Origin of the sequence: Bacillus sp. SD088, assembly GCF_017355205.1 — a bacterium.
GTDB lineage: Bacteria > Bacillota > Bacilli > Bacillales > Bacillaceae_C > Lederbergia.
In genome coordinates, this window is the sequence record NZ_JADIJK010000044.1 from 1 (window position 1) to 26,375 (window position 26,375).

Genomic DNA, 26,375 nt, shown 5'->3' on the forward strand with positions numbered 1-26,375 from the left:
CTTCGTTGCCTTTATTGGCGACTTTTCTATGTTACCAAATCTTATTCCCAATGTCAACAACTTTTTTTAATTTGTTTGTTCCTCGTTTTAAGGAACGATTATTAATATATCATCGTTTTTTTAAGTATGCAACATTTATTTTAATTATTTATCAAAAATATTTCAGAGGCATGGACAAAAGTACATTACCATGCCTCTGATAATGGGCAAACAGTTAATCTTTCTTTCTCATTAACGGGAATAAAAGAACATCACGAATAGATGGGGCATTAGTTAATAACATGACCAAACGATCAATCCCTATCCCAAGTCCACCAGTTGGCGGCATACCATATTCTAATGCTTCTACAAAATCCTCATCCATTTCATGCGCTTCATCATTACCTTGCTCACGCTCAAGCAATTGGCTTTCAAAGCGTTCCCTTTGATCAATAGGATCGTTTAATTCGGTAAAGGCATTGGCATGTTCTCTACCTACTATAAATAGTTCAAATCGATCTGTGAATCTCTGATCTTCGTCATTCTTTTTTGCCAAAGGAGAGATATCGACTGGATGTCCATATATAAACGTTGGCTCAATAAGTTTTTCTTCAACTCTTTGCTCAAAAAATTCATTGACAATATGTCCAAAGGTCATATGCTCAGTTATTTCAATTCCATTTTCTGTTGCCAATTGTTTTGCTTCGTTGTCACTCATTTCTTTCCAAAAGTCGACACCTGTATATTCCTTCACAGCATCCACCATATGCAGACGGCGCCATCTTGGTTCTAGATGAACTTCATAGTCCCCATATTGAATTGTTGTTGAACCAAGAACTGCTTTTGCCACATGTGCAATAAGGTTTTCCGTTAATTCCATAATATCTTCATAGTCGGCGTATGCTTCATAAAGCTCAATCATGGTGAACTCTGGATTATGTCTAGTCGATACACCTTCATTTCTAAACACGCGACCGATTTCGTAAACTTTTTCTAATCCACCAACAATCAGGCGTTTCAAATGGAGTTCAATCGCAATTCGCATATAAAACGGCATATCTAAGGCATTATGATGGGTTTCAAATGGACGTGCTGCCGCCCCACCTGCAATGGCATGTAACATCGGCGTTTCTACTTCTAAGTACCCTTCCTCATCTAAATAATGCCTGATTTCATGCAAAATCTTACTTCTTTTGATAAATGTTTCCTTGCTTTCCTGGTTTGTAATCAAATCAAGATAGCGTTGACGATAGCGCTGTTCAACATCCTTTAATCCATGGAATTTATCAGGTAGTGGCCGTAAAGCTTTCGTTAATAAAGTGAAATTCGTCACTTTAACCGATAGTTCTCCTACCTTTGTTTTAAACACTGTGCCTGTAATGCCAACTAGGTCACCTAAATCAACGGACTTAAAAAGCTCATACTGTTCTTCTCCCACACTATCTTTCCGCACATAGATTTGAATTTGTCCCTGTAAATCTTGAATATGAGCAAACCCAGCCTTTCCCTTTCCACGTTTCGTCATCACCCTACCAGCAATTATCACTTCAATTGCTTTTTCTTCTAATTCTTCTTTAGAAAATTCATCGTAAGAACTCTTAATCGATTCTGTATCATGGGTGCGGTCAAATCGTTTTCCAAAGGGATCCATGCCGTTTTCCCTCAAGGTTTGCATTTTTTCGCGTCTCACCTGTAATTGGTCGTTCAATTCTTCTTGACTCATTAAAAACACTCCAATCAAATTTAAAACTCTAATTTTTCTATTAAAGCTACAGTTATTCTTTATACGAAAAATGAAATCAATCAGCTGATTCTTACACAAAAACAACTGCCAGCGTCTACCGGCAGTATGGCTCTGTTATCCCGCTTGCTTATCGCTTATCGCCGCATCTTCAGATATAAAATCTAATAATTGCACTAACTCATCTCGGGTAAGACATTGATTGATCGCATTTCTGATTTTTGCATTTCCATTAATTCCTTTTAAGTACCATGCAGCATGTTTCCTCATTTCTCTCACTGCTATGTTCTCGCCTTTAAGGGAAATGAGGCGATCTAGATGTAGCTTACACACATCCATCTTTTCCTGAACAGAGGGTTCACCAATTAATTGACCAGTCTCTAGATATTTAACGGTTTGATAGATCATCCACGGATTTCCAAGCGCCGCCCGTCCGATCATCACACCGTCTACACCTGTTTCATCTAGCATTCTTTTTGCATCTTCAGGTGTTTTCACATCTCCATTCCCAATTAAGGGTATGTTGATTGATTGTTTTACCTTACGGATAATATCCCAATTAGCTTCTCCCTCATACATTTGCACCCGCGTTCTACCATGCATGGAAACAGCCGAACCACCGGCGTTTTCAACGGCTTGTGCATTTTCAACCGCAAAGATATGTTCTTCATCCCAGCCAATTCTCATTTTGACTGTGACTGGTTTGTCCACGACTTTCACGACAGAGGAAACCATATCATAGATTTTATCGGGATTAAGAAGCCATCTAGCTCCCGCTTCACATTTAATAATTTTATTCACGGGGCATCCCATATTAATATCAATAATATCAGCATTTGTATTTTGATCAACAAAGCGAGCTGCTTCTACTAATGTATCCTTTTTTCCGCCAAAAATCTGTAGGGATAATGGTTTCTCGCGCTCGTCCATATAAAGCATATTCATCGTTTTCTCGTTTTTATGAACGATCCCTTTATCACTGATCATCTCAGCGCAAACGAGTCCTGCACCAAATTCTTTTACGGTTAAGCGGAAAGGCGAATTACAAACACCCGCCATCGGTGCGAGAACAACTTGGTTCTTCATCTCAATATCAGCTATTTTTAACATCAATAACTCTCCTATTCCATCCGCTCATCCTCTGGTGTAAGTTCTTCAACAGAAACACCCAGTACCTCTGATATTTTACGTAACATATGATCAGTCGGCAAACGGGTGCCGCGTTCAATTTCTCCAAAAACGGAAACGGAAATTCCTAAGCTTTCCGCAAGCCTTTCTTGTGTAAAACCTTTTAATTTTCGAAAGGCGCGAATGCGTCTTCCCCATTTATCTGTTTCCATAACCGAACTCCTTCTTTATCAGGTATTTCGTCCAGAACTTCAACTAAAGGGGCGTTTGAACTTGGAAGGACAAGACTACTGTCAATTTCCATTAAAGGAATAAGGACAAAAGCCCGCTCATTCATACGTGGATGGGGAATTTGTAAATCCTCCATCACAATATTTTCTTTATTATACAATAAAATGTCAAGATCGATAACCCTTGGCCCCCACTTAAACTCGCGAATTCGTCCAATCTCCCGTTCTACTTCTAAACAAAGAGTTAGTAATTGATGTGGCGATAAGGAGGTTGACAGCTTTATGGCCATATTAAGAAATTGACTTTGGTCTGTATATCCGATCGGTTCTGTCTCATAAATGGAGGAAAGCTTCTCAATTTGAAGTTCGGGATAGTTCCTTAAAATTTGGATCGCTTGGTTTAAATATCCTAGTCGATTTCCTATATTTGATCCCAAAGATATAAATGCCACATTTTCCATTACACTTTCTCCCTTGTAATCTCCACAGCAACTGAATGGTAATGCCCTGGAATAGGGGGGTCTGGCTTTATGACCTTTACCGTAACACGTTGGATTAATTGATATTGATCTAACAAAACAGACGCTACCTTCTCTGCAACAGCTTCAATTAATTCATATTTTTCTGTTTCCATAATTCGCTTGCAATCTTCATAAACATTCGCATAATTAATCGTTTTAGCCAGGTCATCGTTCTGACCTGCTTCTCTAAGATCACTTTCTATAATCAGATTTAAAACAAATCTTTGCCCTAATCGGTTCTCCTCCGGAAGTACACCGTGGTAACCATAAAATTCTAACTCATTTAAATAAATCTTATCCACTATCTTCACCCCTTTTGGACTAAAACATCCATCATAGCGGCCATTCTACTCATTTCCTTTACATCATGGACACGCACCATATGGCAACCCTTTTGAATCCCATAACAGACTGTAGCACCTGTACCTTCCACTCGTTCATCAACAGGTAGATCTAGAGCCTCCCCGATCATTCTTTTACGAGAAGTCGCTAATAGGACTGGATAACCAATCCCTACTAATTTATCTAGATTTCTCATCATCTCAATGTTCTCGTTATAATCCTTTGCAAAACCAATCCCGGGATCTAAAATAATATTCTCATCCCGAACCCCAGCCTTTTTTGCAATAGAAATACTTTCATATAGATCTTGAAGTACATCACGGATAAAAGAGGTATAGTTTCGATTGTCACGATTATGCATGAGAATAAGCGGTACCCCGCTCTTCGCCGCGACACTAGCTATTTCCGGATCCTTTTTTGCTCCCCAAATATCATTGATCATTGTTGCACCAGCCGCTACAGCCCGCTCTGCAGTGGATGCTTTATATGTATCAATGGAAATAGGCACCTGTACTTTATCTGCTAAAGCTTCAATGATCGGAACCACTCTAGCTATTTCCTCATCACCAGATACTGGATTATGTCCAGGCCTTGTTGATTCCCCACCAATATCAATCATATCGGCCCCATTTTCTACCATCTCCGCTACATGTTGTAGCGCCTGTGCCTCTTTATTAAAACGTCCACCATCTGAGAAAGAATCTGGTGTTGCATTTAAAATCCCCATAATAAGCGTTTTATTTGCAAAATCCAATGTATGTTTCCCGCATTTTATTTTCAACTCAAACACCTTCTCATTCAAACATATACCATCAGTCTACCCTTAAAAGTTATTTTTGAAAAGAACTCCTGCGTAAGGTTGTTTAAAATAATGGGGTTCTTCGGACGTGAATGGGGTTCTTCGGACGTGAATGGGGTTCTTCGGACGTGAATGGGGTTCTTCGGACGTGAATGGGGTTCTTCGGACGTGAATGGGGTTCTTCGGACGTGAATGGGGTTCTTCGGACGTGAAAAAACTTGGTGCATGAAGCACCAAGTTTTTTCTTATTTAATCATCAAATTGGTAAAGAGGAGTACTTAAATAACGTTCTCCATTACTTGGGATAACTGCTAGCACCTTCTTACCCTTACCGAGTTCCTTTGCTACCTTTAAAGCAGCCGCTACTGCGGCGCCCGAAGAAATACCGCCTAGTATGCCTTCCTCGCGCGCTGTTCTTCTCGCCCACTCAAAAGCTTCTTCATTTTTGATTTTGAGAACCCCATCATAAATATCTGTATCTAAAATACTTGGAATGAAGCCAGCACCTAAACCTTGAATTTTATGTGGTCCCGGTTTCCCTCCTGATAAGATAGGAGAATCCTCTGGTTCAATAGCATAGATCTTGACATTTGGGTTATGTTCTTTTAATACCTCACCAACTCCTGTAATAGTACCACCTGTACCAACACCTGCTATAAAAGCATCAAGTTGATCACCCATTTGTTCAACAACTTCTTTACCTGTGGTTAAACGATGAATCTCCGGATTGGCTGGATTTTCAAATTGTTGAGGAACAAAGTAACCATGCTCTTTCGCCAACTCATTTGCCTTTTTAATTGCTCCGTTCATTCCCTCTGCTCCAGGAGTTAAAATCAAATCGGCGCCATATGCTTTCAATAAATTACGTCTCTCCATACTCATCGTATCTGGCATAACAAGTACGGAGCGATATCCCTTTGCAGCCGCAACCATCGCCAAACCAATTCCTGTATTTCCACTTGTTGGTTCAATGATCGTATCACCCGCTTTTAGCTTTCCGCTTTTTTCAGCTGCTTCAATCATCGCTAAAGCAATACGATCTTTTACACTACTTCCAGGGTTCATATACTCCAATTTTAAATATACATCTGCACTATTTTCATCTGTTAATCTGTTTAGTTTCACAATCGGTGTATTTCCAATGAGATCGGTTATCGAATTCGCTATATTTGCCATCTTCCCACCTCTAATTCCTAGTATTTTTATAGGTTTATTTCAGGATACCACGCTGATCACATAAAGTCAATAAAGTGATAGGTGAAAATCATCTTCTTCTAGGGGTTTTTGAGTTCACTCTTCCGCTCATTGATTACGAAATTGAGACGGCGATAAGCCGAATCTGTCTTTGAATACACGGTGAAAATAAGTGTAGCTACGAAACCCACTGTTGTGGGCGATTTCCTCCAGTGTCATCGTCGTATGCTTCATCCGATCAACTGCCCCGGATAGACGAATTTCCAAGGCATAGGACATGATCGTTTTGCCGTAATACTCTTTGAATACGTGAGCAGCTCGTGATGCACTTAAGTTAACATGCCTGGCCACATCCTCGACTGTGAACGGATGACTCACATGCCTTTCGATATAGCGCTTCATTCGGGATGCGGTATAGATCAAGCGATAAGAAGGTGTAGTTTCTTTAATCGCGCGATCCAAATGCAGACAGAGTGCTCGCAGTAAATAAGAGATCAATTCGTTATCCTTATCCTGACGGCGTTGTTCCAACGTCAGCGTCCGCCATAGTGTAAGCAGGGACTCTTGCAATTCGATATTGACGCATACAGGCTTTGGATAACGTCCCCACCATCGTTCTATCCAGGACCCCTGACAAAATAAATAGTGATCTCCACTCATGATGTGGTTCGGGTGTTCACGTTTATTAGAAATTCCTTCACTTTTTTCTACTCGAAGCTCATATATCGTGCCGGGGGGCAATAATAGAAGACTTCCCGCCTCGGTATTAATCGTCTGATCATCTGCATGAACAAGAGCAGTCCCTTCTGTTTGCAGGCGAATCAGATAACTTTTTACACCTTCCTGTTTAAATATGTTGTATTCAAACGTCCTCTTATGGTAGGAGTAACCGCATAACAAGACCTCTGGTTCCACTTATGTCTTCCTCCTGAAATTTTAGATAGTCTCTCGGCATTCGCTGCGCTCAATAGTTCTAATATAGAGGTTGTTCAAAAAGCACAACAAAAATGACGCATCGAATTTCTGCATTGGCTTACTTTTCCGGTACTCAAGTATTGGAACTGAGGAACTTCCGTTAAAATCGTCCACGTCCTGTGGGCAACACGGAATTCAGTACCTCCTGTACAAGTCCGTTCCTCAAAGCCACGTCGCCTTGAACTTTCGACGTACAGGATGTACTAGTGTCGGCGTTGCTGACAGGACGTCAGCGCCTTTAGCCGACTTGATCCTTTTTATCAGACTTTTTGAGCACGCACTTATAGTTGAAAATGTAAAAATATCGTTATTTAATATCCCAAAAACTTTTAACTTTTCAAGATTTAGTGTTTTAGCAGAAAAGTGTATGTCTTAATCGTATCCTTTATTTACAATCAGCGCAAATTTGGTAAGCTTGTAAAGGCATACAACATGTATGCGATTTCACAGAATGGGGGAAAACAGATGAAAACTCATGTGAGGTGGAAATATTTAGCGATATTACTCACCTTAATTCTACTGGTTGGCTGTCAAAATAAAGCTGGCACGGAGTCTGACGCTGGCTCCACGGAAAACGAGGCATCGGAGACAAACGAGAACGTGCTGGAGAAACCAGTGACGATTACAATCTATAATGAAGCGATGGGGTTGATCGATGACGATTTAGTTGCTGAAATGTTCAAACCTGTCACTGACAAATATCCGGATGTCTCTTTTGAATTACTGAAGAATGCTAATTTAGATGACATGGTCGCAGCCGGGGAGGTACCGGATATCATTACTACTAGCAACCCTGGCTTGTATGATCGGATTGATCTGGAATTGGCTGGCGATATGTCGGAGTTCCTTGATCGTCAAGATTTCGATTGGGAACGCATTAATCCAGCGATTGTAAAAGATCTAAAGCAGCAAGCGGAGGTTTTCGATACACCTGATGCTATCTATGGAATGCCGATCTCGCTCAATTACGGCTTATTGGTCTATAACAAAGAAATTTTTGACATGTTTGGGGTAGATTATCCCGAGCCAGGTATGACTTGGGATGAAGTGATCAATTTGGCGAGACAAGTAACAGGAAATCGGGATGGAGTTGACTACATTGGCTTTGATCCAGGATGGGTGCACGAGGCCCTTCGAGCACATTCCTTATCGTATGTCGATGACAACGGTGAAGTGGATATGATGACAGACGGATTTAAAGAAGTGTTTGATGTATTTGACCAAGCATACAGTATACCTGGATTGATTGGGGAGAATGAAGAGAATTACGGGTATGGGGGGATAAACAAGTTTATCGAAGAACGACGATTGGCAATGTTTCCATACTGGGTGATTCCGTATACAAGTCGGATCCCAGCCATGGAAGAAGCCGGTTTAGATTGGGATGTTACTACGTTCCCAGCATTTTCTAGCACCCCTGATCTTGGGCGGAATACTGATTATCACTTGTTTGCTGTTCCCGAAACAGCGAAAAATCGGGAAGCCGCTATACAAGTCGCAGTGGAAATGGTATCAGAAGAAGCACAGTCTTATTTAAGTGAGCAAGTAAATCGGGTAACGGTGCTTGAAGATGATGAAATTCGCGAGTCGTACGCTGCGGGTTCTAACTTGTATGAAGGGAAACGTCTACAGGACATTTTCTCAATTGATCCATCTCCAGATCGTAAACCAGCTCCATATAACAGTGAACTTGACGAATTGATGAAGGACGTCAGGAAGAAATTAGCATTGGAGAACAAAGATGTAAACACAGTGTTGCGGGAGGCACAAGAAGAAGCCAATAAACTAGTGAATGACATGCAGGCGTCCGAGTAGCCTTTTGATTCACAAATATCATTGTTCGTTTTTTGCTGAAAATATTTGCGTACTGGCAATTTTCTACTAGTCTAAAAAGGAAGCTTCATCGTTAGAAGAAACGTTCACGCGCCTTGATATCCGCGTGAACGTTTTTTTGACTATTCGTTGAGAATCAAAAAAGAACGTAGACCTTAAATAGGCAATTTTTCTTACCTTTGTGTTTCTTCTTCTAATTCTTCTAATTCTTCTTTTGTAAAATGATATGATTCATTACAAAAGTGACATTGAGCATTCGCTTCCCCATCTTCCTCAATCATAGCACGGATTTCCTCTTTGCCTAAGCTAACAATGGCATTGGATAGACGTTCCTTTGAACAGGTACATTGAAAATCAACAGCTTGCTTTTCTAGGATGTTGACATCCTTTAAGAAACTCTCCAGCATTTCCTCTGGAGAATAACCTTCATCTACCAAGCTTGAAACTGGTGGAATCGATTGTAATTTCTGTTCAATGTCGGTGACGGTCTCTTCATCTGCCCCAGGCATCATTTGTATAATAAAGCCCCCTGCAGCTAAAATGGAATTGTCGGGATTTACTAGGACTCCAACACCTACAGAAGATGGCGTTTGTTCTGATTTAGCAAAGTAATAAGTGAAATCATCCCCTATTTCTCCCGATACTAGAGGCACTTGGCCGGAAAAATGATCTCTTAGCCCGACATCTTTCACTACTGTTAATGTTCCATCAACCCCGACAGCACGCCTCACATCCAATTTCCCTATATCATTTAATTCAAAATGTGTCTGAGGGTTTGTGACATAGCCACGCACATGCCCCTTCGCATCAGCATCTGCAAGTACTACACCAATTGGTCCGCCCCCTTCTATTTTAATGGTTATTTTATTCTCGCCTTTTAACATCGCACCCATCATCACGCCAGCCGTCATTGTTCGACCAAGGGCTGCCGAGGCTGTTGGCCAAGTTTGGTGCCTCCGCTGGGCTTCGTTAATCGTATTTGTTGTAATGGCCGCATAAGCACGGACTTGACCATTATAAGCTATTGCCTTCACTAAGTAGTCTTCCATTAAAAGGCCACCTTTCATTCGTTTCGTTTATAAATTAATTGTAGACCTTTCAATGTTAAATCAGGATCCACAATATCGATCATCTCAGTTTCTGTTGCAATCAAATTAGCAAGCCCTCCAGTTGCAATGATTGTCGGCTTTGTTTGACATGTATCAATAATTCGTTGAACAATGCTTTCGACTTGCCCTACAAATCCAAATAGAATACCAGCTTGCATCGCTGCGACCGTGTTTTTACCAATGATTTCGTCTACATGGGTAATTTCAATTCTCGGAAGCTTTGCGGCCCGATTATAAAGGGCTTCTGTTGAAATACCAATCCCAGGAGCAATAACGCCACCCATATATTCACTTTTCTCATTGATATAACAAAAGGTTGTCGCAGTTCCAAAATCCACAATGATCAGCGGATTCCCGTATTCATGAATTCCCGCAACCGCGTTGACAATTCGGTCTGCTCCCACTTCACGAGGATTATCGTATTTTATGTTTAACCCAGTTTTAATGCCCGGACCGACAATCTTTGGATTTACATGAAAATATTTCTCACACATCTTTTCTAGTGTAAACATCAATGGAGGCACAACAGAAGAGATAATCACACCTTGAATATCTTTAAATTGGATTCCTTCATGTTGAAATAACATTTTAATATCCATTCCATATTCATCTTCTGTTTTATGGCGATTGGTTTGCATTCGCCAATGGTATTTTAACTGTTCTCGATGATATACACCAAGCACAATATTGGTATTCCCTACATCTAAGACTAAAAACAATTGATTCACCACTTTTTTTAATAGGACTTTTGCTCGAAAACATCATACCACAAATCCTTTAAGAAGGGATATTTTATCGACTGCTATTCACCAATATTTGACCGGACATGGCTGCACTATTCTAACGCCATTGTCGGAAATGTTTTTTCAGAGCAATAAATAAGATGCTGTTAACTTAATTATTCCCAATTTCACTACCTAGATAGTCCTCAGCATAGAATAAAGGAGAGTCCTTAGACCCTCCTTCATCACTATTTTACTTATTCATTTTTTGTATCATCATCGGTCGTTTCATTTGGACGGCGACTTGGGCCTAATTTACCCGATTGACCAGAAACTGGGTCATCTTCACGCTGTTCCGTGATCGTCAAGTCCTCTTCTGTTTTTTCTTTGGGTTGAATATTAATAGCAGGATCTACATCATCACCATTGTTAATTCGACCTTCTGGAAGCTTACCATCTTCGTACAAACCACGAATTTGTTCAGCATCTAAGGTTTCTATTTCTAAAAGAGTTTTGGCAATCAATTTAAGCTTATCATTATTATCAGTTAAAATTTTCGTCGCACGATCATAACATTCTTTAATAATGCGCTGAATCTCCAAATCAATTTCATAAGCAATGGCATCAGAATAATTCTGTTCATTATTAATATCACGACCTAGAAACACTTGGCCACCTTGTGCTTGACCAAATTGAAGCGGACCAAGTTTTTCACTCATTCCAAATTCAGTAACCATTTTTCGTGCAATCCCTGTTGCACGTTGGAAGTCATTATGAGCACCAGTAGAAGCTTCACCAAAGGTAATTTCTTCCGCAACACGTCCACCTAACAAACCAGTGATCTTATCAAGCAATTCTGGTTTTGTCATGAAATAACGATCTTCCTTAGGAAGCATGACAGCATACCCGCCAGCTTGACCACGTGGAACAATAGTTACCTTATGAACCATTTCTGCATCTTCTAAAACCAAGCCAATAACTGTGTGACCACCTTCATGGTAAGCGACAATATTTCGCTCTTTCTTCGAGATTACCTTGGTTTTCTTCGCAGGACCAGCAATCACACGATCCGTTGCTTCATCGACATCGTCCATATCAATTTTCTTCTTATTGACTCTTGCAGCAACTAAAGCTGCCTCATTTAATAAGTTCTCCAAATCTGCTCCCGAGAAACCCGGTGTTCTCATGGCAATCGACTTTAAATCAACCGAATCATCAAGAGGTTTATTACGCGCATGAACACGCAATACTGCTTCACGACCTTTTAGATCTGGTCGATCCACTGTAATTTGTCGATCAAAACGTCCTGGACGTAATAGTGCTGGGTCTAAAATATCTGGACGGTTCGTAGCAGCGATAATGATAATTCCTTCATTTTCACCAAATCCATCCATTTCAACAAGCAATTGGTTTAATGTCTGTTCACGTTCATCATGCCCACCGCCAAGGCCGGCACCACGCTGGCGACCAACTGCATCAATTTCATCAATAAAGATAATACAAGGGGAATTCTTTTTTGCATTCTCAAATAAATCACGAACTCTCGATGCCCCTACACCGACAAACATTTCCACAAAGTCAGAACCACTAATAGAGAAAAATGGCACCCCAGCTTCTCCAGCTACTGCTCGTGCAAGTAAGGTTTTACCTGTCCCAGGTGGACCAACTAACAAAATCCCCTTTGGAATACTTGCTCCCAATTCAGTATACTTTCTTGGATCCTTCAAAAAATCCACTACTTCTACTAGTTCTTGCTTTTCTTCATCTGCACCTGCTACATCTTTAAAGCGAACTTTTTTCTTTTCTTCAGAATACAACTTTGCTTTACTCTTCCCAAAGTTCATTACGCGGCTACCGCCACCTTGAGCTTGATTTAACAGGAAGAAGAATAAAATAAAGATAATAATAAACGGAATTATCCCAGTTAAGAATGAGACCCAAACACTCGTCTCTTTTGCTGGTTGTACTTCCAAATCAGTTGAGGCTGCATCAATGCGATCAAGCATCGCGGGGCTATTCATTACGTATGTAATAAAGGAGTCTCCATCTTCCGCACCTTTCAACTGCCCTTTAATTTCATAAACGCCTCGTTCAGGCTGCATTGTATATTTTTCAATATCTCCATTTTCCAAATGCGCTACAAATTCATTATACGTAATAGGTTCTGTCACTTCATTACCGTTTTTAAACCAACTCAAAATTCCAACTAATACAAGAAAGATGAGTCCATAAAAAATGACATTTCGCAAAACCCGGTTCATCCCTTACCTCCTCCCACAGTAAAAAAACTATCTTCAATAGTATCATAGCTATTTGCATTTTTACAACTATTCCACATTGGTTTAATCATTTTTTTATCCTCATTCATTTTTTTCATATACTTCCGGTTTTAATACCCCAATATAGGGGAGATTACGATATTTCTCCGCATAATCAAGTCCATAGCCAACAACGAAGGCGTCGGGAACAGTAAAACATGCATAGTCCGCTGTAATTGTTCCTTTTCTACGCGATGGCTTATCTAGCAAGGTGACAATTTTAATCGATTTTGCTTTTCGATACCGAAACAAATCCACCAAATAACTTAAAGTTAACCCACTATCAATAATATCCTCAATGATTAGAATATCTCTTCCCTCAACAGGGGTGTTTAGGTCTTTCAAAATTTTCACTTCGCCCGAGGGGACTGTTCCACTGCCATAGCTGGATACATCCATAAAGTCCACTTCCAAATATGTATCTATTCGCTTCAGTAAATCCGTCATAAAAGGAACTGCTCCTTTTAGGACTCCGATTGCGAGTGGGAAGCGACCTTCATATTCTTCCGTAAGCTGCGCAGCTAACTCTGAAGTTTTCTCGTTAATTTCCTCTTCTGTTATAAGAATTTCCTTGATATCATTTTTCATTTCATCCTGCCCCCTGCAATTGTTTGGGTATGATCATTTAATGTGTGTTCAAAAAGGAGGATAAAAAGGACCAAGTCGGCTAAAGGCACTCACGTCCTGTCTGTTTCGAGGCGGCGCAGTTTCGAGCACAAGGAAAGCTTCCTGCCAACAAGCTTGTGCGTGTTGTGGCGACTACGATGTTCGACACAGGACGTATTGGTACTTAGTCGAAGTTCCTTTATCTCGAAGTGTCATTTTTACCGGACTTTTTGAACATCCTCATATAGTAGAACATAATTATGATTATTTTGGGATTTCCCTTCAAAACTAGACTTCTTCAAACCAGGGACCCACAGGATTTTGCCAGTATAATCAACTACAATCGGCCAAACCTTTCGTTCTTCCAAAGAAACCTTCTGGTCAATAAAAATGTCCTTAATCTTTTTGCTTCCATTCATTCCTTTTAACCTTATTCTATCACCAGGTTTTCTAGTCCGAATAATTAACGGAAGTTGAATTTCTTGCTCATCTAACAAAAATGAATTTGAATCCTCTTTTATTAGCCAGTCTTTCGTCTCCCTTAATTCCAGGCTCCCACCATTAGGCAAAATCGCTTTATTCCCCTCATATAACTCATAATAATAAGGTGACTGACGTTCACTTCCTTCACTGAAAGTGAAACGACAGGATGCATAAGAACGAATAACCCTCAACTTTCTAGGAAAATCAAGTCTTCCAGATGGATTTTCGGATCTTACTAACTGCTGGATCAAATCAGTATGTACAGCTAAAATATCATGTGTCTTATATTGGTAAAGATAATTTAATATTAGATGAATCACTCTTCTTTGTAAAGGCAAAGGTTCCACTAAAAAGGCAGGAATATGCAAATGGATTTCTTGATTTTCATCGACTCGACATATTTGATTGAATCGTTGTTTTGCTTGACTCTGTAAATAGGACTCATCCTCCGTCAAATCGTCATGAAAACGTTGAAAATGCTCCAATGCCTGTTCATTTTCCTCTTTTAAAATGGGGAGAACATCCAAACGAAATCGATTTCTTGTATAATCCCTCTTCTTATTACTAGGATCTAGCCTTGGCTCAAGTTGATAATGATGGCAATATGCCTCAACTTCTTGCTTTGAGACAGCAAGCAAAGGACGGAGGATCTCTCCATTTCCAAAAGAATGCCTAATGCTAATGCCTGCTCTTGCTTGTCCTGTTGCCCCCCTGGTTAATTTCATCAAAATAGTCTCCATCTGATCATCCCCATGGTGGGCAGTCAAAAGTTTATTTGCTTTAATCTCTTCCATTACTTCCCTTAAAAATTGATAGCGATAGAGTCTTGCCGTTTCTTGCATACCGGATTTGTTTATTTTCATTTTCTGTGCAATATCGATCGCGGTACTATGGAAGGGGATTGATCTTTCCTCACAATACTTCCTTACATATAAAAGATCTTGATGGGATTCTTCCCCTCTTAACATATGATCAACATGCGCAACAGCCAATTGTATCCCATATTTTTCCTTCCGTGTAATAAAGAAGTCAACCATTGCAAGAGAATCTGGTCCCCCTGATACCGCAGCTACAAAATAGTCTCCCTTTTCAACCAGTCGATGCTTCTTGATAAAAGCCTCTGTCTTTCGTTCAAACTGCAACATGTTTTTCCATCCCTTTACAAGAAAAGTGCGACTTGCCAAAATCCTCTTTTTATTATTCCATCACATAAACACTCCTAATTATGTTACCATTTCACTCCAATGAGCTCCAGTTGTATCTGTAAAACGTTCATAAAGCTGTGAGACATTTTATAGAAGGTAACTATAAATATATAGAGCATAGAGAACAATTGTTAGCAACAAAACCATGATGGTCTCCTTCAAAGCACCTGATTTCTTCTTTTTCTTTTGCCTTGTAGCATGTCGCCTTGCATAGGATGGTGCTTGATTCCTCTTTTCAGATAATATACTAAGCAGCTCTCCCTTCATTCTTTTAGCAGAATCATATTGGCCAAATAAAGCCTTTTGAAGAACAGGACTGAAACGAGATAATTCGGAATGGGCATCAATTTGTTGCATCAATTGTTTTTTTCCATCCCCGACTTTAGTAAATTTCTTAGGATAATACATATGGATAAAAAGCATAGCTGTAGAAAACAAATCATAGGATGGTTCAGATTTTCGAGAACCTAATCCCCAATATCCTCTATCGAAAAACTCCGTAAATTCCTTAATTGCTCTTCCATTCATCGTCGTACCACCAACATCAATAAAGCGAATTCTAGGTGGTGGACCTGATACAATTAAATTTTCCGGCTTCAGATCTCCAAATGTCCATCCTTCCTGGTGGAGCTTCTCCAATGTATCTAGAAGCTGCACAATCAAAATCCCTACCCATGTCTGTCCATTTTTACGAATAAAGGTAAGTGGATTCGGACCTTGTATATATTCCATTGTATAAAAGTGAATTTTCCCTCGTGGGCTCTCCCAATCATCCATTTCATGCAAAGAAGGCCCTGGGGAATCCCCTTGGACCTTAGAGAAAGCTTTCAGAACATTGACCTCTGATGTAATTGAAAGGCTATCCATACTCATTTTTAACGCAGTATGTCCTTTCGTTCCTTTAGCTAGATACACAATCCCATTCGCTCCAGAACCAAGTTCCCTTATAAGTTGATAATTTCCACCATGCCATTTCCCTGTTACAACTGTGCCAGGAGGAAATTCACATTGAGTCTTCCATGTATTCATCATCATTCGATAGCAGTCCTCTCAAAGAACGCTTTTTCTTGAAATAGGTCATGGCTTCGCGCAAAGCTGGCCCAGTTGGGGTAATACCGCCAACAGCCAATTTTGGAAAAGTCGATGTTAATAGCTCTAGATTTGGTGTCCAATCTAGAAGCTTTTCGACTTCCTTTCTTTTCCCAGGAAATATAAAGACAGCAAAACGATTATGACCCATCCGTGCATTTAGGCTTAAGGATAAATCTAATAAAGCCTCTTTTACGGTTGGGAGTTTTGTCTTCATACTGGCACTTGTATCTACTAAAACTAGAACCTCGATATCGGAGGTTTCACCAAGTTCATCGACAACCTCCAAAACTTCCCCACGTTGATCTGGTGGGAGTTCTTCCATATCCGTCTCTTTCCCCAAGATTTGCCGCAACTCTTTATTGACCACACCTTGTAAGGTTTGAGTCATTGCCTTTCTTGTTACCATCTGGACTGTTTGCGATAATTGTTCTGCATACACAATCTGGCTAATTCCACCACCAGAAGCTGCAATGCCTTCAATCTCTTGAACTCCTTTATGTTCAATTGATTCATTCTCAACAACACCAATGACATTGACTGTAATCCCACTTTCATTTGCTAAGGCCGCGATCGCAATTGGATCCTCCCCTTGATTGGAACATCCATCTGTAATCAGTAAAATCTGCTTTAAAGGACTTTTTGTCATAAGCTCCCCTCCATTTGGCAATTAAACAGGCATATAGGCGTAACATCCCGTTTCCTCACTTACACTAGTACATCCATGTATGTTGAAACGCCATTCTGCCCCACATCCTTCGGGCTCCTGTTTTTAACATCCTCGCCTCAAAAAGGAAATTTTATACAATTTTTAAGAGATTTTCATTCCTCTGCTCCTCACTGGAATCGCCGCCCACTTAGGGGTGTTATGTTTTATTTTTAATACCATAATGGTCATATCGTCTGAAATCGTCCCTGAGCAAGTGCGAATCACTTCTTCCATGATGAGATCAGAAATCGCTTGGGGGTCTTCTGTTTCAATTTCACGTAACTTTCGTTTCATCCATATTTCATAATTTTCTACATTTTTCGGCCCCTCAAAAATGCCATCACTCATCATAATCAGTAAATCTCCCGCTTTTAATTGTTCTGTCACAACATCTACATCAAATTCCTGGATCATTCCAATAGGCAGGTTGGCCGCTTCAATTTTCAATACTTGCTTGCCTCTTTTTATAAAGCTTGGAGTGGATCCAATTTTTAAAAATTTCGTTTGCGCATCTTGTAAATCAATTACCGCTAAGTCCAAAGTTGAGAAAATTTCATCCGTTGATCGCAAGGATAAAATGGAATTAACCGATTTGATTGCCACTTTCTCTTCTATCCCAGACTTTAAAATCTTCTGTAATAATTGCAATGTCTCACTGCTTTCATGATGGGCTCGCTCGCCATTTCCCATCCCATCACTAATGGCAGCAGCAAATTTCCCAGGACCTAACTCGATCATCGAATAACTATCCCCAGATAAAAAACCACCACCCTTTGCCGCATGAGCCACGCCTGTTTCCACCACAAATGTCTTGGCAGAGCGAAATGTGGCATACAGAAAGTCAAATGATCCTTGCTCCTCCTTTTGGACAATGATTGTTTCATTTAAAATATCAGAAAGGAGTGGTGCAATGATTTTCTCACATTCCCCTAGGACATTCTGACCCGGCAAGGTAACATCAATATCGATATTCCCTGGTACGAGACTATAAATTTCAACCTCTTCAATTTCAATTCCAAAATCCTGTAAAGCATCTAAAATAATTTCCTCCTGTTTTTGATGATTGGCTTGCTCCCTTTGTATTTCCTTGGCAAAATCGCCCATCACCTCTGACACGCCTAACAATTGCTCCGCAACGAGCTTTCTACTTTCCTTTACTTGTAGCTTCAATTGTTGGTTTGCCTGATAAACATTCAGTCTTTGATGAATTGCATTCTTTACCTTTTGCGAGCGATTACATTGTCGTTCTAGTTGTTGATTAAGCGTATTGGGGATACTTCCTGTATTTTCATCCATTTCATGCATAATGTTCTTCATCAAATCATAAGTTGTATCAAAGTTGTCAGTACCCCAACACTGAGATTTTTTATAACACATTTGACAGGTCTTCTCTGTCACATCACTTAGAAAGTAATCAAATTCTTGTTCTATTTTTTCAGATTCACTCACTTTTTCCGTCTGTGAAAAACTATTGGATAAGGCCTGAAAGACAGAAGAAAATTGCTCGACCCTTTTTACTGTAATATCACGGATTTTTCTCGCATATCTTTGTTGATCCTGCGTATACTCAGTAGTACCCGGGATATAACGCGCGATATTTTCAGACCAACTCCTCGGTGTAATCAATAAAAGAAAAATAGCAATGCTGGATTCATAGATTGTATCAAGTAAGGGAGAATTCGCCTCTCCATACAAACCCATTAATAACGTGGCAATCATTAGGCCAAAGGCTGTACCCAATTGCTTTCCTTCTTTTAATAAACCACCTAATAATCCTGCAAAAGCGAGTAAGCTCATCTGCAGGAGGCTACTAACACTGGCTAAACTAAAAATGAGTCCGGTTACAACCCCCACAGTCGATCCTACTGTTGCTCCTGCTGTAAAGGCAAAGAGAATTACAAGATAACGCGATAAAATATGTTCAACAGATAGATCATACACTGTCCAGCCAATCGTGCCTGTCATAATTGAGGCCAGTAGAATAATAAGACTTACCACTTCTTCTGTTTTTAACGACTTTTTCCGCTTTTTAGATGTAAGAAATGGAATACTTTGCATAAAAATATAGACTAGTACAAAACTTAAGCTTGCTTCTACAGCTGCCATTAAAGCATCAAATTGGGAAATGGTTTGTCCATTTTGAAAAAAGACCCAGCCGCATTTTACAAAAAGAGAAATCAACAAAACACCATATGGTAATATTTTTACACTCGGTTGAACAATCAAAGAAAGTAGCTTACGACTAATGAGATAAATTAAACATAGACCAAATGTATAAACCGCATTTCCAATCCCCAGTGTTAACGCCCCTGCCAGAAGGCCAAATAATACGATCGGAGCCTTATCCTTTTTTAATAAATAGACAACAGCAAAAAACGGCAATATAAAAGGAGTCAATTGTGACAAAATAAGAGCTCGTCCCAAAAGCAAGGCAACCAAAAATAAAGCTAAGCCCTTTTGCAAAATCAGATTCTCCAATTTCTGCGCTACCTTCTTGAAGCCATTTGTCATATCAAACTTCGTTCCACTTAAAGTCGAATTCTGAATAGATGATTCTGCAAAACCTCTTCCACCTTTATCCATTTTAATCGCACTCCCCACACAAAGTTATGATTGGCTCTATTATAAAGGAGGGTTTTCTAAAACTTTGTCATTTCTAGGGAGGGAATTGAAAGAAAAGTTCGACTAAATGAGGCAAAATCCCAGATGATTAGAAATTTATCCCGGTGCAACCGTCCGTAAGACCCCACTTCAAGACTAGGAAATTTCAAAGAAGTCTAAGTGGGGGATAACGGACACTAACACCTCGATAAGTCTCGCTTTATAGAGCATATACGGATAAAGTGAAACTTCCATCAGCAGGGGTTTTTCTGCCCGTTAATGTGAGATAAAATGCAAAAAAATACAAGCCCTTGTTGAAACAAGAAACTTGTATTTATCGCCAACAAAATGTTGAATAAAACAGCGCTGGTCAGGCGCTTATGCTTTTCTTTTTGTCTAGCTGCAGGCGGTAGGGGCTCGAGGTCAAATAACCTGGAATTTCGGAAGGAAAACCGCCCTTCCGCTTTTCTATATAGCGGCGGAGGGGATCGAACCCCCGACCTCACGGGTATGAACCGTACGCTCTAGCCAGCTGAGCTACACCGCCAAGTTACTCATGCCAAAGGCACAGATTCTATGATACAATTTTCTAAGAAACTTGTCAATTATTATTTATATCATGCATTAAGAGACTATTAATGGCTAAAATGCTGTATAAAAAATTTTATCTAAACAACATGCGGGATTCCCTATAAAAATAAAATAGCCCATCTATTCTCCACGAACAGATAGACCACTTTATATAAAACAGACAACAAGTTAACCGCGTCTTGCACCGCGTCCGCCACGTTTTGATTCCGTATTACGCTTTAATGAAGATAGGCGATCCTCACTATCCTTTAGAAAACGATTCATTTTACTCTCAAAGCTTTCCTTCACACGTTCATTCGTCCGGTTGTGACGATGATTGTCACGGTGATTTGAATTTGAATGGGATTGACTCGCCGGCTGGTCTTTTGCTTTCCGAATAGACAGGCCGATTTTACCGTCTTTCTCAACATTTAACACTTTCACAAGGACTTCATCCCCAACGGTTAAATGGTCTTTAATATCTTTTACATAATTATCGGCCACTTCACTGATATGAACAAGTCCTGTAGAGCCACCGGGTAATTCCACAAACGCCCCAAAATGAGTAATGCCTGTAATCTTGCCTTGTACCTTGCTGCCTACTTCGATCGACATAAAAAAATTTATCCTCCTTAAAAGTATAAAAGTAACCTTTACCTTATATTATAGCTAACTTTTGAAAAAAGTGTCAATAAGACTCCTTTTCCTTCTCTTTTTTCTTTTTGGTTTCCGGAAGGTTAAAAATGATTTCCCCTTTCTCAGAAAGAAAGTAATCTCTTCGCGCAAGTTTTGCTATGTACTCTTCATCATTTAACTTTACAAGTTCATTCTCCAGCGAGGCTTGTTTTTTCTCCAAAGTGGCAAGGCTCTGTTCCAATTTCGCTTTTTCCGCTTGTTTCTCAGCTAACATGGAATTTTTAGAAACAAGAGAAGATATTACCAAATAAGACAGGGCGATTGTCAGGATAAGGAATGCCGTTAGCCTGCGAATAAGAAGCTTTTTTCTTCTTGCCGCCTTCCTCATTGTGACTTCTTGTTGTTTCATATAAGTAGTTTCCAACGAAGCAACCTTTTTCATTCCCATCCTGAGGCCTCCTCACCGTTATTTTTTGAAAAACTTCTTCATATAGCCTTGAACAATATGGATAATTCTAATCCATATTCGAGTTATAGAATGAAATAACTTTTGTAATGTTGTTACCCATGTCTTAGGTAACAATAAAAGAATACCTTTTGCTAAAAGGGTAAACGGATACCATATTATCCTTGCTATCCATAATAACACGATTCCGACCCCTTTTACAAGAACCCAAACGAAACGGCCAATTCCTAACAAAATAGTAAAAATTAGGAAGAGAATCGCTTTGATGGGTCGATAAATAAGAAAAAAGAATAACTTTAGAATAAAGGACCAGGTCGCTTTTATGAAGGAAATGATCCCTTCTAATAGACGAAGATAAAAACCTTTCATCAATGCCTGATAAGCCGCAAAGCCACATAAAATAGCTAAAATAAGATAGAAGCGCACCTCACCATAATTGACAAGGAATAACACATAGAAAACGATCACACCATGCAAAATCCAAAATAATATATCATTGATAAAAACAATAATCTTACCACGACTACCTCTTTTTAGGAATCGCTGATATGTATCAAGCGATGCACCAAAAAAGCTACCCATACTAATCATCGCGAGCATGGTATAAAATTGTGTAGATAAAGTCATCGAAACAACTTGCCAAAGAACCCTTTAGCCTTCTCCCCATGATGATCATCAAGATAAACGAGATCATATATTTTCCCTTTAATGGAGACGATTCCTCTATCAACATCGAGGTTCTTCATTTGTAGGTTCTGACCATGGATGGATAAATAGCCCATTGTGGTTTCTAAAAGAAATTCCTCATTATCAAAACTTTCCACATGTTTTACACCGGTTATATCAAGTAGCTTTCTTCCTCGCATGGTTAAATCATGTTCTGGTGTTGAGGCCTTATTTGCCATAGGTTCATGATATTGGTTCATTTTCATCCCTCATTTTCGTACTCATTTTACTTCATACATATGAGAGAGAATGAGGAAATAGAACAAGCCCTTACCAGAGTATCTATCTTTTTATCTCGCATTAACGGGCTATAGGTTCGCGATAAAAAGCGGCCTTTCCCCACTAGTACATCGAAAAACTCCACTGATTGAAGTTTCACTTTATACGTGTTTTCATTGATCTGTTGTCGTTAGTTTTTCTTCCTTTACAATCTTGTACATACTAGCGGCATCTTCCTTTTTGGTGGACTCTTGAAGCTCTGTGACTTGTACGAATACAAGCTTTTGACCAAAGCGAATCTCTAATTCATCTCCTACCTTTACATTGGAGCCTGCCTTTGCCTGTTGCCCATTAATCAGAATTCTCCCTTTATCTGCCACTTCCTTAGCAAGTGTTCGTCTCTTTATTAGCCGAGAAACCTTTAAGAATTTATCTAAACGCATGGTTGCCAATGACTTCACCTCTTTATAGTTTTAAAATCCTTTCCCCTTCGCTTCATCCCAAAACTGGTCAAGTTGTTCAAGGGTATATTCCTCAAATCCCCTTCCACTTTCCCTTACCTTCTCTTCTATGTAAGAAAAGCGGCGGGCAAATTTTTCATTTGTTCTTTCTAGTGCTTCTTCAGGATATATATTCAATAGCCGAGAAACGTTCACAACTGAAAATAAAAGATCCCCTAATTCCTTTAATTGCTCTTGTCTATCTTCTTTCGCCATCTCCACCTCGAATTCCTGCATTTCTTCCTTAACTTTTTCCCAAGCTTCTTGTGCTTCTCCCCAATCGAACCCTAGTTTCCCTGCCTTCTTTTGATATTTATAAGCTTTGATTAAAGCGGGTAAGCCTTTTGCCGTTTCGGCTAAAATAGATTCATTTCTATTTTTCTCCGTTGCTTTGATTTTGTCCCAATCTACTGTAACTTCCTCAGCGTCACGTACCTTAACATCCCCAAATACATGAGGATGACGATGAATCATTTTTCTTGAGATCGATTCTAGCACATCTTCAATTGAAAACATGCCCTCGTCTTCCCCAATTTGAGCGTGAAGCATAACTTGCAGTAAAATATCCCCCAGCTCTTCAATCATATTCTCGATATCATCTTGGTCAATCGCGGCTAACAGTTCATAAGCTTCTTCAATTAAATACTTTTTCAAAGAAAGATGGGTTTGCTCCTTGTCCCAAGGGCAGCCATTGGGTCCTCGTAAATCCGCAATAATTTGCCGCAAAGTGGAAAATTCCTTATATGCCTGTTCCTGCTCGGCAATTGGGGGAACATACAAACTGGTTAGATTATCCAATGGAATACCGTGATCTAACTCATACAATGGGAGCTTCCTGATCTTCTCCATCTCACTTCCCGCTGCCGTAACAAGGGAAACCTCGTAATCACTTGGATATTTCTCCATAAGTGTTAGTTTTACTTCAGACGCAACAAAAGCATCGTACACTTGACCAATAACGATATGCTGCTGGATTTGAAGCTCGTCCCTCTGTAACGATGTTCCATCTAGAAGCTGGAATCCTTCAATAGGATCTATCTTTAGAGACGTAAACAAGGGGTCTAAAAAGCTTTGCCCTCCCTGAATTTCGATCTTTATATTTCTTTGCGGCGCCTGTTCCAATAAAAGTTGGACGGTTTTCTCTGCGATAAGTGGATGCCCTGGAACCACATAAACAATCGGTTCGTTCTCCGCCTTATTCAATAGAAACTGAGTAATTTCATCATACACACTCGCAAAGTCCCCATGCTTTTCATAGATATCATCACATGATTCAAAGATAAATCCTTCCTCTACTAATTCTGCTACAACAGGATGCTCTTTCGTTCGCAAAAAGAATTGCGTCTCTTGTTTTAATAATTTATAAATGCCTAGAGGCAGTTGATCCAAGTCTCCAGAACCTAGCCCGACTACGGTTATTTCTTTGTTCACTCTTTAACCTCTCACTTTCTATTTGAATTAAGGTAATTTAATTTGCTACTAAAAGGGAAAAAAGAAAGCTCCTCCTCTGTCAAGCTTCCACTTTTTAAAATGATCCAGAGGTAGACACCTGCTCCAAGAACAACACTTGATAAAGATAGAGCGATACTGAGCAAACGCCCCACCTCAAAAAAGGAGAACAAAAATAACCATAATTGTAAAACGAGTGTCATTCCTAGCGCGGCCAAGCAAATCGAAGGAAGGAGGCTTTTGATCGTTGGCAGAAGAATAGAAACTCGTGTCTGTAGCTTACGAATGGATAAAATGGCCGTAATAGCTAAACTGATAACGGTTGATAGTGAAGCTCCCATTGTTCCTAATAAAGCTACTCCTATATAATTGCCGATGATTTTGGCGATTAGGCCGATTAAAATATATTTCCCTACAATAAATACTTGGCCTAATGCTTGTAGGATCCCTGTACAAATCAAAATCAAAGAACTAAACAAAATAGAAATAGATAGAACCGATAGTACTGCTGAACCTTGATCGTTGGCAAATAACATCGTATTGGTTGGTTTCATGATATTGATAAGTCCGATAGTAGCCCCACCTGCGATTACAAGCGTAATTTTCATGGCACTGCCTGATTTTATCTGGATGGTTTGTTCATCATCCTTCATCCAAGCGGCTGTCACGATGGGTACGAGTGCGAGAGAAAAGGAAGAAGCGACAACCGTTCCTAATTGAATAAGCGGTTGTCCTCGATCAAAAATCCCTTTTAACGCTTTAGCCTCCTCAATTTCTATCCCGGAATTTCTCAATAAAGAAAAAATACTAAATGAATCCACAAATTGAAATAAAATAAGGACCATCCCACTAAGGCAAAAAACAGCGCCATGCACAAGGACAATCTGGGCTGTGGTGTAAAGCTTCTTCCAAGATAAACCCTTTATAAAAAATAAAGAATATGTTTTTCTTTTTACCATATACATAAGCAGGATTCCTACTCCAATTACTCCACCAATAAAGGACCCTGCAATCGCCCCTGTTCCAACATCATAAAGCGAATACCCATGGGATGTTAGAATAATAGCCGACATCATAATAATGACGACTCTTACTGTTTGCTCTATCACTTGGCTCGTTGCAGTAGGACGCATATCTCCTGTACTTTGAAAATATCCACGACTAATCGATAAAAAGGGAAGAAGGAGAAACATAAAGGCTGTCATTTGAATTAATGCAGTTAATTGTGAATCTCCCATCCATTGCGCTATCAGAGAAGCCCCAAGGAAAAAGCAGCAAAATAAACCAATCCCCACAAAAAGAAGTGTAATCAGAGCAGCCTGCATGCGATGGGCCAAATATGCTCGCTCCCCAGTTCCATCCTCAGCAGCCAATTTAGAAATAATGACAGGAAAACCTGAGGTAGCCAAGATCATTCCTACTCCATAAATCGGATACACTTGCTGATAGATATAAAAACCAACATCGCCCACAATGTTTTGATAAGGAACTCGATATACGACACTTAAAATTTTGACAATAAAGGCAGCGATCGTTAAAATAAACGCTCCCTTCATATAATGATTAGTTGTTTGTGTTGGCAATCGACAGTCTCGCCTTTCAATAAATACTAGAATCAATTTCATAATAGAAAATTCAGTATTAAAACCCGAAACAATGTTGATTTCCGCTCTAGGCGGACGCTTTCAGGGGGCGTGCTGTGAGCTTCCTCAGGTCAACAGGAAGTTGATCACGAGGACGGGGCGCGTATTTAGTCTTTGTACATTAACGCTCCTGTGGGGTCTCACCTACCACGCTAATCCCCCAGGAGTCGCCGCCTTCCGCTTCAATCAACTGGTGTGAAGGTTACAATAAATATTTGAATCACCATAATGTTCGTGTTTTATCTTTTGATCCATAATTATGAAATTGACTTACTGAATAAAAAGTATTATAACATGTTTCGGCTTTGATGCCTTATTTACAATGATTCCTCTCGTTCCTACTTCACCTTTAATCGTTAATCACAACGTGAGAGCCTTTTTCGTTGCAGGTAGACGCTTAGCTCCGGCGAGATCTCACCTGTCACGCTAATCCCCAGGGCGCCTTCCATTCTCATCAACTAGTCATGCATCTTGTTGATTTAAAGGGGTTGAGTCAGGTATATGGCTAATACTTTTCTAAACTTCAAAAAAAGACAGATGATCACATCTGCCTTTTTTGGGTATTATTCGCTAGGGAATGTT

Annotated in this window: 24 protein-coding genes and 1 tRNA gene; 1 reads left to right on the forward strand and 24 read right to left on the reverse strand. The window is 39.8% G+C overall.

Annotated features, from left to right (window positions below):
* Positions 1-214 precede the first annotated feature (214 nt).
* The 8 genes from lysS to IPU53_RS23505 form a co-directional block, all read right to left on the reverse strand.
* Positions 215-1,702 carry a lysine--tRNA ligase gene (gene lysS, locus IPU53_RS23470; protein WP_207453741.1) on the reverse strand — a complete coding sequence of 496 codons (1,488 nt, stop codon included), beginning with the start codon at positions 1,700-1,702 and terminating at the stop codon, positions 215-217.
* 135 nt (positions 1,703-1,837) lie between these two features.
* Complete coding sequence (gene dusB / locus IPU53_RS23475; protein ID WP_207453743.1) at positions 1,838-2,830, reverse strand: tRNA dihydrouridine synthase DusB; 993 nt, start codon at positions 2,828-2,830, stop codon at positions 1,838-1,840.
* A gap of 11 nt (positions 2,831-2,841) precedes the next feature.
* Positions 2,842-3,060, reverse strand: coding sequence for a helix-turn-helix domain-containing protein (locus IPU53_RS23480; protein WP_207453745.1), 219 nt, complete (start codon positions 3,058-3,060; stop codon positions 2,842-2,844).
* The gene (folK, locus tag IPU53_RS23485) at positions 3,012-3,539 is read right to left on the reverse strand and encodes a 2-amino-4-hydroxy-6-hydroxymethyldihydropteridine diphosphokinase (protein ID WP_207453747.1); all 528 of its coding nucleotides are present in this window, start codon (positions 3,537-3,539) and stop codon (positions 3,012-3,014) included. The genes IPU53_RS23480 and folK overlap by 49 nt, the downstream gene beginning before the upstream one ends.
* Positions 3,539-3,901 carry a dihydroneopterin aldolase gene (gene folB / locus IPU53_RS23490; RefSeq protein ID WP_207453748.1) on the reverse strand — a complete coding sequence of 121 codons (363 nt, stop codon included), beginning with the start codon at positions 3,899-3,901 and terminating at the stop codon, positions 3,539-3,541. Before folB ends, folK begins: the two co-directional genes overlap by 1 nt.
* Positions 3,902-3,906: 5 nt before the next feature.
* Positions 3,907-4,716 carry a dihydropteroate synthase gene (gene folP / locus IPU53_RS23495; protein ID WP_396019974.1) on the reverse strand — a complete coding sequence of 270 codons (810 nt, stop codon included), beginning with the start codon at positions 4,714-4,716 and terminating at the stop codon, positions 3,907-3,909.
* Positions 4,717-4,989: 273 nt separating this feature from the next.
* Complete coding sequence (cysK, locus tag IPU53_RS23500; protein ID WP_207453749.1) at positions 4,990-5,916, reverse strand: cysteine synthase A; 927 nt, start codon at positions 5,914-5,916, stop codon at positions 4,990-4,992.
* Between the two features lie 126 nt (positions 5,917-6,042).
* A complete protein-coding gene (locus IPU53_RS23505; protein WP_207453750.1) occupies positions 6,043-6,849 on the reverse strand; it encodes an AraC family transcriptional regulator in 807 nt (268 codons plus the stop codon).
* A 525-nt stretch (positions 6,850-7,374) separates the two neighbouring features.
* Between IPU53_RS23505 and IPU53_RS23510 the strand changes: the two genes are divergently transcribed.
* Complete coding sequence (locus IPU53_RS23510) at positions 7,375-8,724, forward strand: ABC transporter substrate-binding protein (RefSeq protein WP_207453751.1); 1,350 nt, start codon at positions 7,375-7,377, stop codon at positions 8,722-8,724.
* 191 nt (positions 8,725-8,915) lie between these two features.
* Here IPU53_RS23510 and hslO read toward each other — a convergent pair whose 3' ends face one another.
* The 16 genes from hslO to IPU53_RS23590 all read right to left on the reverse strand — a co-directional run bounded on the left by hslO (position 8,916) and on the right by IPU53_RS23590 (position 25,733).
* Positions 8,916-9,791, reverse strand: a complete 876-nt coding sequence (hslO, locus tag IPU53_RS23515; protein ID WP_207453752.1) for an Hsp33 family molecular chaperone HslO — start codon at positions 9,789-9,791, stop codon at positions 8,916-8,918.
* A gap of 14 nt (positions 9,792-9,805) precedes the next feature.
* A complete protein-coding gene (locus tag IPU53_RS23520) occupies positions 9,806-10,570 on the reverse strand; it encodes a type III pantothenate kinase (protein WP_207453753.1) in 765 nt (254 codons plus the stop codon).
* Between the two features lie 260 nt (positions 10,571-10,830).
* Complete coding sequence (gene ftsH / locus IPU53_RS23525) at positions 10,831-12,834, reverse strand: ATP-dependent zinc metalloprotease FtsH (protein ID WP_207453755.1); 2,004 nt, start codon at positions 12,832-12,834, stop codon at positions 10,831-10,833.
* Between the two features lie 99 nt (positions 12,835-12,933).
* Positions 12,934-13,479 (reverse strand): hypoxanthine phosphoribosyltransferase, encoded by a 546-nt coding sequence (gene hpt / locus IPU53_RS23530; RefSeq protein WP_207453757.1) that lies wholly within the window; start codon positions 13,477-13,479, stop codon positions 12,934-12,936.
* A gap of 236 nt (positions 13,480-13,715) precedes the next feature.
* Positions 13,716-15,125 carry a tRNA lysidine(34) synthetase TilS gene (tilS, locus tag IPU53_RS23535; RefSeq protein ID WP_207453765.1) on the reverse strand — a complete coding sequence of 470 codons (1,410 nt, stop codon included), beginning with the start codon at positions 15,123-15,125 and terminating at the stop codon, positions 13,716-13,718.
* A 147-nt stretch (positions 15,126-15,272) separates the two neighbouring features.
* Complete coding sequence (locus IPU53_RS23540; RefSeq protein ID WP_207453767.1) at positions 15,273-16,220, reverse strand: protein kinase domain-containing protein; 948 nt, start codon at positions 16,218-16,220, stop codon at positions 15,273-15,275.
* Complete coding sequence (locus tag IPU53_RS23545; protein ID WP_207453768.1) at positions 16,189-16,923, reverse strand: VWA domain-containing protein; 735 nt, start codon at positions 16,921-16,923, stop codon at positions 16,189-16,191. The genes IPU53_RS23540 and IPU53_RS23545 overlap by 32 nt, the downstream gene beginning before the upstream one ends.
* 162 nt (positions 16,924-17,085) lie before the next feature.
* Positions 17,086-19,566 (reverse strand): stage II sporulation protein E, encoded by a 2,481-nt coding sequence (gene spoIIE, locus IPU53_RS23550; protein WP_207453770.1) that lies wholly within the window; start codon positions 19,564-19,566, stop codon positions 17,086-17,088.
* A 491-nt stretch (positions 19,567-20,057) separates the two neighbouring features.
* A tRNA-Met gene (locus IPU53_RS23555) sits at positions 20,058-20,131 on the reverse strand.
* Between the two features lie 212 nt (positions 20,132-20,343).
* Positions 20,344-20,769, reverse strand: coding sequence for a S1 domain-containing RNA-binding protein (locus IPU53_RS23560; RefSeq protein ID WP_207453771.1), 426 nt, complete (start codon positions 20,767-20,769; stop codon positions 20,344-20,346).
* Positions 20,770-20,842: 73 nt separating this feature from the next.
* The gene (locus IPU53_RS23565) at positions 20,843-21,238 is read right to left on the reverse strand and encodes an FtsB family cell division protein (protein ID WP_207453772.1); all 396 of its coding nucleotides are present in this window, start codon (positions 21,236-21,238) and stop codon (positions 20,843-20,845) included.
* Between the two features lie 18 nt (positions 21,239-21,256).
* A complete protein-coding gene (gene yabQ, locus IPU53_RS23570; protein WP_207453773.1) occupies positions 21,257-21,883 on the reverse strand; it encodes a spore cortex biosynthesis protein YabQ in 627 nt (208 codons plus the stop codon).
* Complete coding sequence (gene yabP / locus IPU53_RS23575) at positions 21,880-22,182, reverse strand: sporulation protein YabP (protein ID WP_207453774.1); 303 nt, start codon at positions 22,180-22,182, stop codon at positions 21,880-21,882. The genes yabQ and yabP overlap by 4 nt, the downstream gene beginning before the upstream one ends.
* Positions 22,183-22,374: 192 nt before the next feature.
* The gene (locus IPU53_RS23580) at positions 22,375-22,644 is read right to left on the reverse strand and encodes an RNA-binding S4 domain-containing protein (protein WP_207453779.1); all 270 of its coding nucleotides are present in this window, start codon (positions 22,642-22,644) and stop codon (positions 22,375-22,377) included.
* A gap of 30 nt (positions 22,645-22,674) precedes the next feature.
* Positions 22,675-24,132, reverse strand: a complete 1,458-nt coding sequence (gene mazG, locus IPU53_RS23585) for a nucleoside triphosphate pyrophosphohydrolase (RefSeq protein ID WP_207453775.1) — start codon at positions 24,130-24,132, stop codon at positions 22,675-22,677.
* 11 nt (positions 24,133-24,143) lie between these two features.
* Positions 24,144-25,733, reverse strand: coding sequence for a putative polysaccharide biosynthesis protein (locus IPU53_RS23590; protein WP_207453776.1), 1,590 nt, complete (start codon positions 25,731-25,733; stop codon positions 24,144-24,146).
* Positions 25,734-26,375: the final 642 nt, after the last annotated feature.

Bases quoted from the DNA above. Each gene is read 5' to 3' on its own strand.
- lysS (WP_207453741.1), bottom strand. From the start codon at position 1,702: ATGAGTCAAGAAGAATTGAACGACCAATTACAGGTGAGACGCGAAAAA.
- dusB (WP_207453743.1), bottom strand. From the start codon at position 2,830: ATGTTAAAAATAGCTGATATTGAGATGAAGAACCAAGTTGTTCTCGCA.
- IPU53_RS23480 (WP_207453745.1), bottom strand. From the start codon at position 3,060: ATGGAAACAGATAAATGGGGAAGACGCATTCGCGCCTTTCGAAAATTA.
- folK (WP_207453747.1), bottom strand. From the start codon at position 3,539: ATGGAAAATGTGGCATTTATATCTTTGGGATCAAATATAGGAAATCGA.
- cysK (WP_207453749.1), bottom strand. From the start codon at position 5,916: ATGGCAAATATAGCGAATTCGATAACCGATCTCATTGGAAATACACCG.
- IPU53_RS23510 (WP_207453751.1), top strand. From the start codon at position 7,375: ATGAAAACTCATGTGAGGTGGAAATATTTAGCGATATTACTCACCTTA.
- hslO (WP_207453752.1), bottom strand. From the start codon at position 9,791: ATGGAAGACTACTTAGTGAAGGCAATAGCTTATAATGGTCAAGTCCGT.
- ftsH (WP_207453755.1), bottom strand. From the start codon at position 12,834: ATGAACCGGGTTTTGCGAAATGTCATTTTTTATGGACTCATCTTTCTT.
- hpt (WP_207453757.1), bottom strand. From the start codon at position 13,479: ATGAAAAATGATATCAAGGAAATTCTTATAACAGAAGAGGAAATTAAC.
- tilS (WP_207453765.1), bottom strand. From the start codon at position 15,125: ATGTTGCAGTTTGAACGAAAGACAGAGGCTTTTATCAAGAAGCATCGA.
- IPU53_RS23540 (WP_207453767.1), bottom strand. From the start codon at position 16,220: ATGATGATGAATACATGGAAGACTCAATGTGAATTTCCTCCTGGCACA.
- IPU53_RS23545 (WP_207453768.1), bottom strand. From the start codon at position 16,923: ATGACAAAAAGTCCTTTAAAGCAGATTTTACTGATTACAGATGGATGT.
- spoIIE (WP_207453770.1), bottom strand. From the start codon at position 19,566: ATGGATAAAGGTGGAAGAGGTTTTGCAGAATCATCTATTCAGAATTCG.
- IPU53_RS23560 (WP_207453771.1), bottom strand. From the start codon at position 20,769: ATGTCGATCGAAGTAGGCAGCAAGGTACAAGGCAAGATTACAGGCATT.
- IPU53_RS23565 (WP_207453772.1), bottom strand. From the start codon at position 21,238: ATGGGAATGAAAAAGGTTGCTTCGTTGGAAACTACTTATATGAAACAA.
- yabQ (WP_207453773.1), bottom strand. From the start codon at position 21,883: ATGACTTTATCTACACAATTTTATACCATGCTCGCGATGATTAGTATG.
- yabP (WP_207453774.1), bottom strand. From the start codon at position 22,182: ATGAACCAATATCATGAACCTATGGCAAATAAGGCCTCAACACCAGAA.
- IPU53_RS23580 (WP_207453779.1), bottom strand. From the start codon at position 22,644: ATGCGTTTAGATAAATTCTTAAAGGTTTCTCGGCTAATAAAGAGACGA.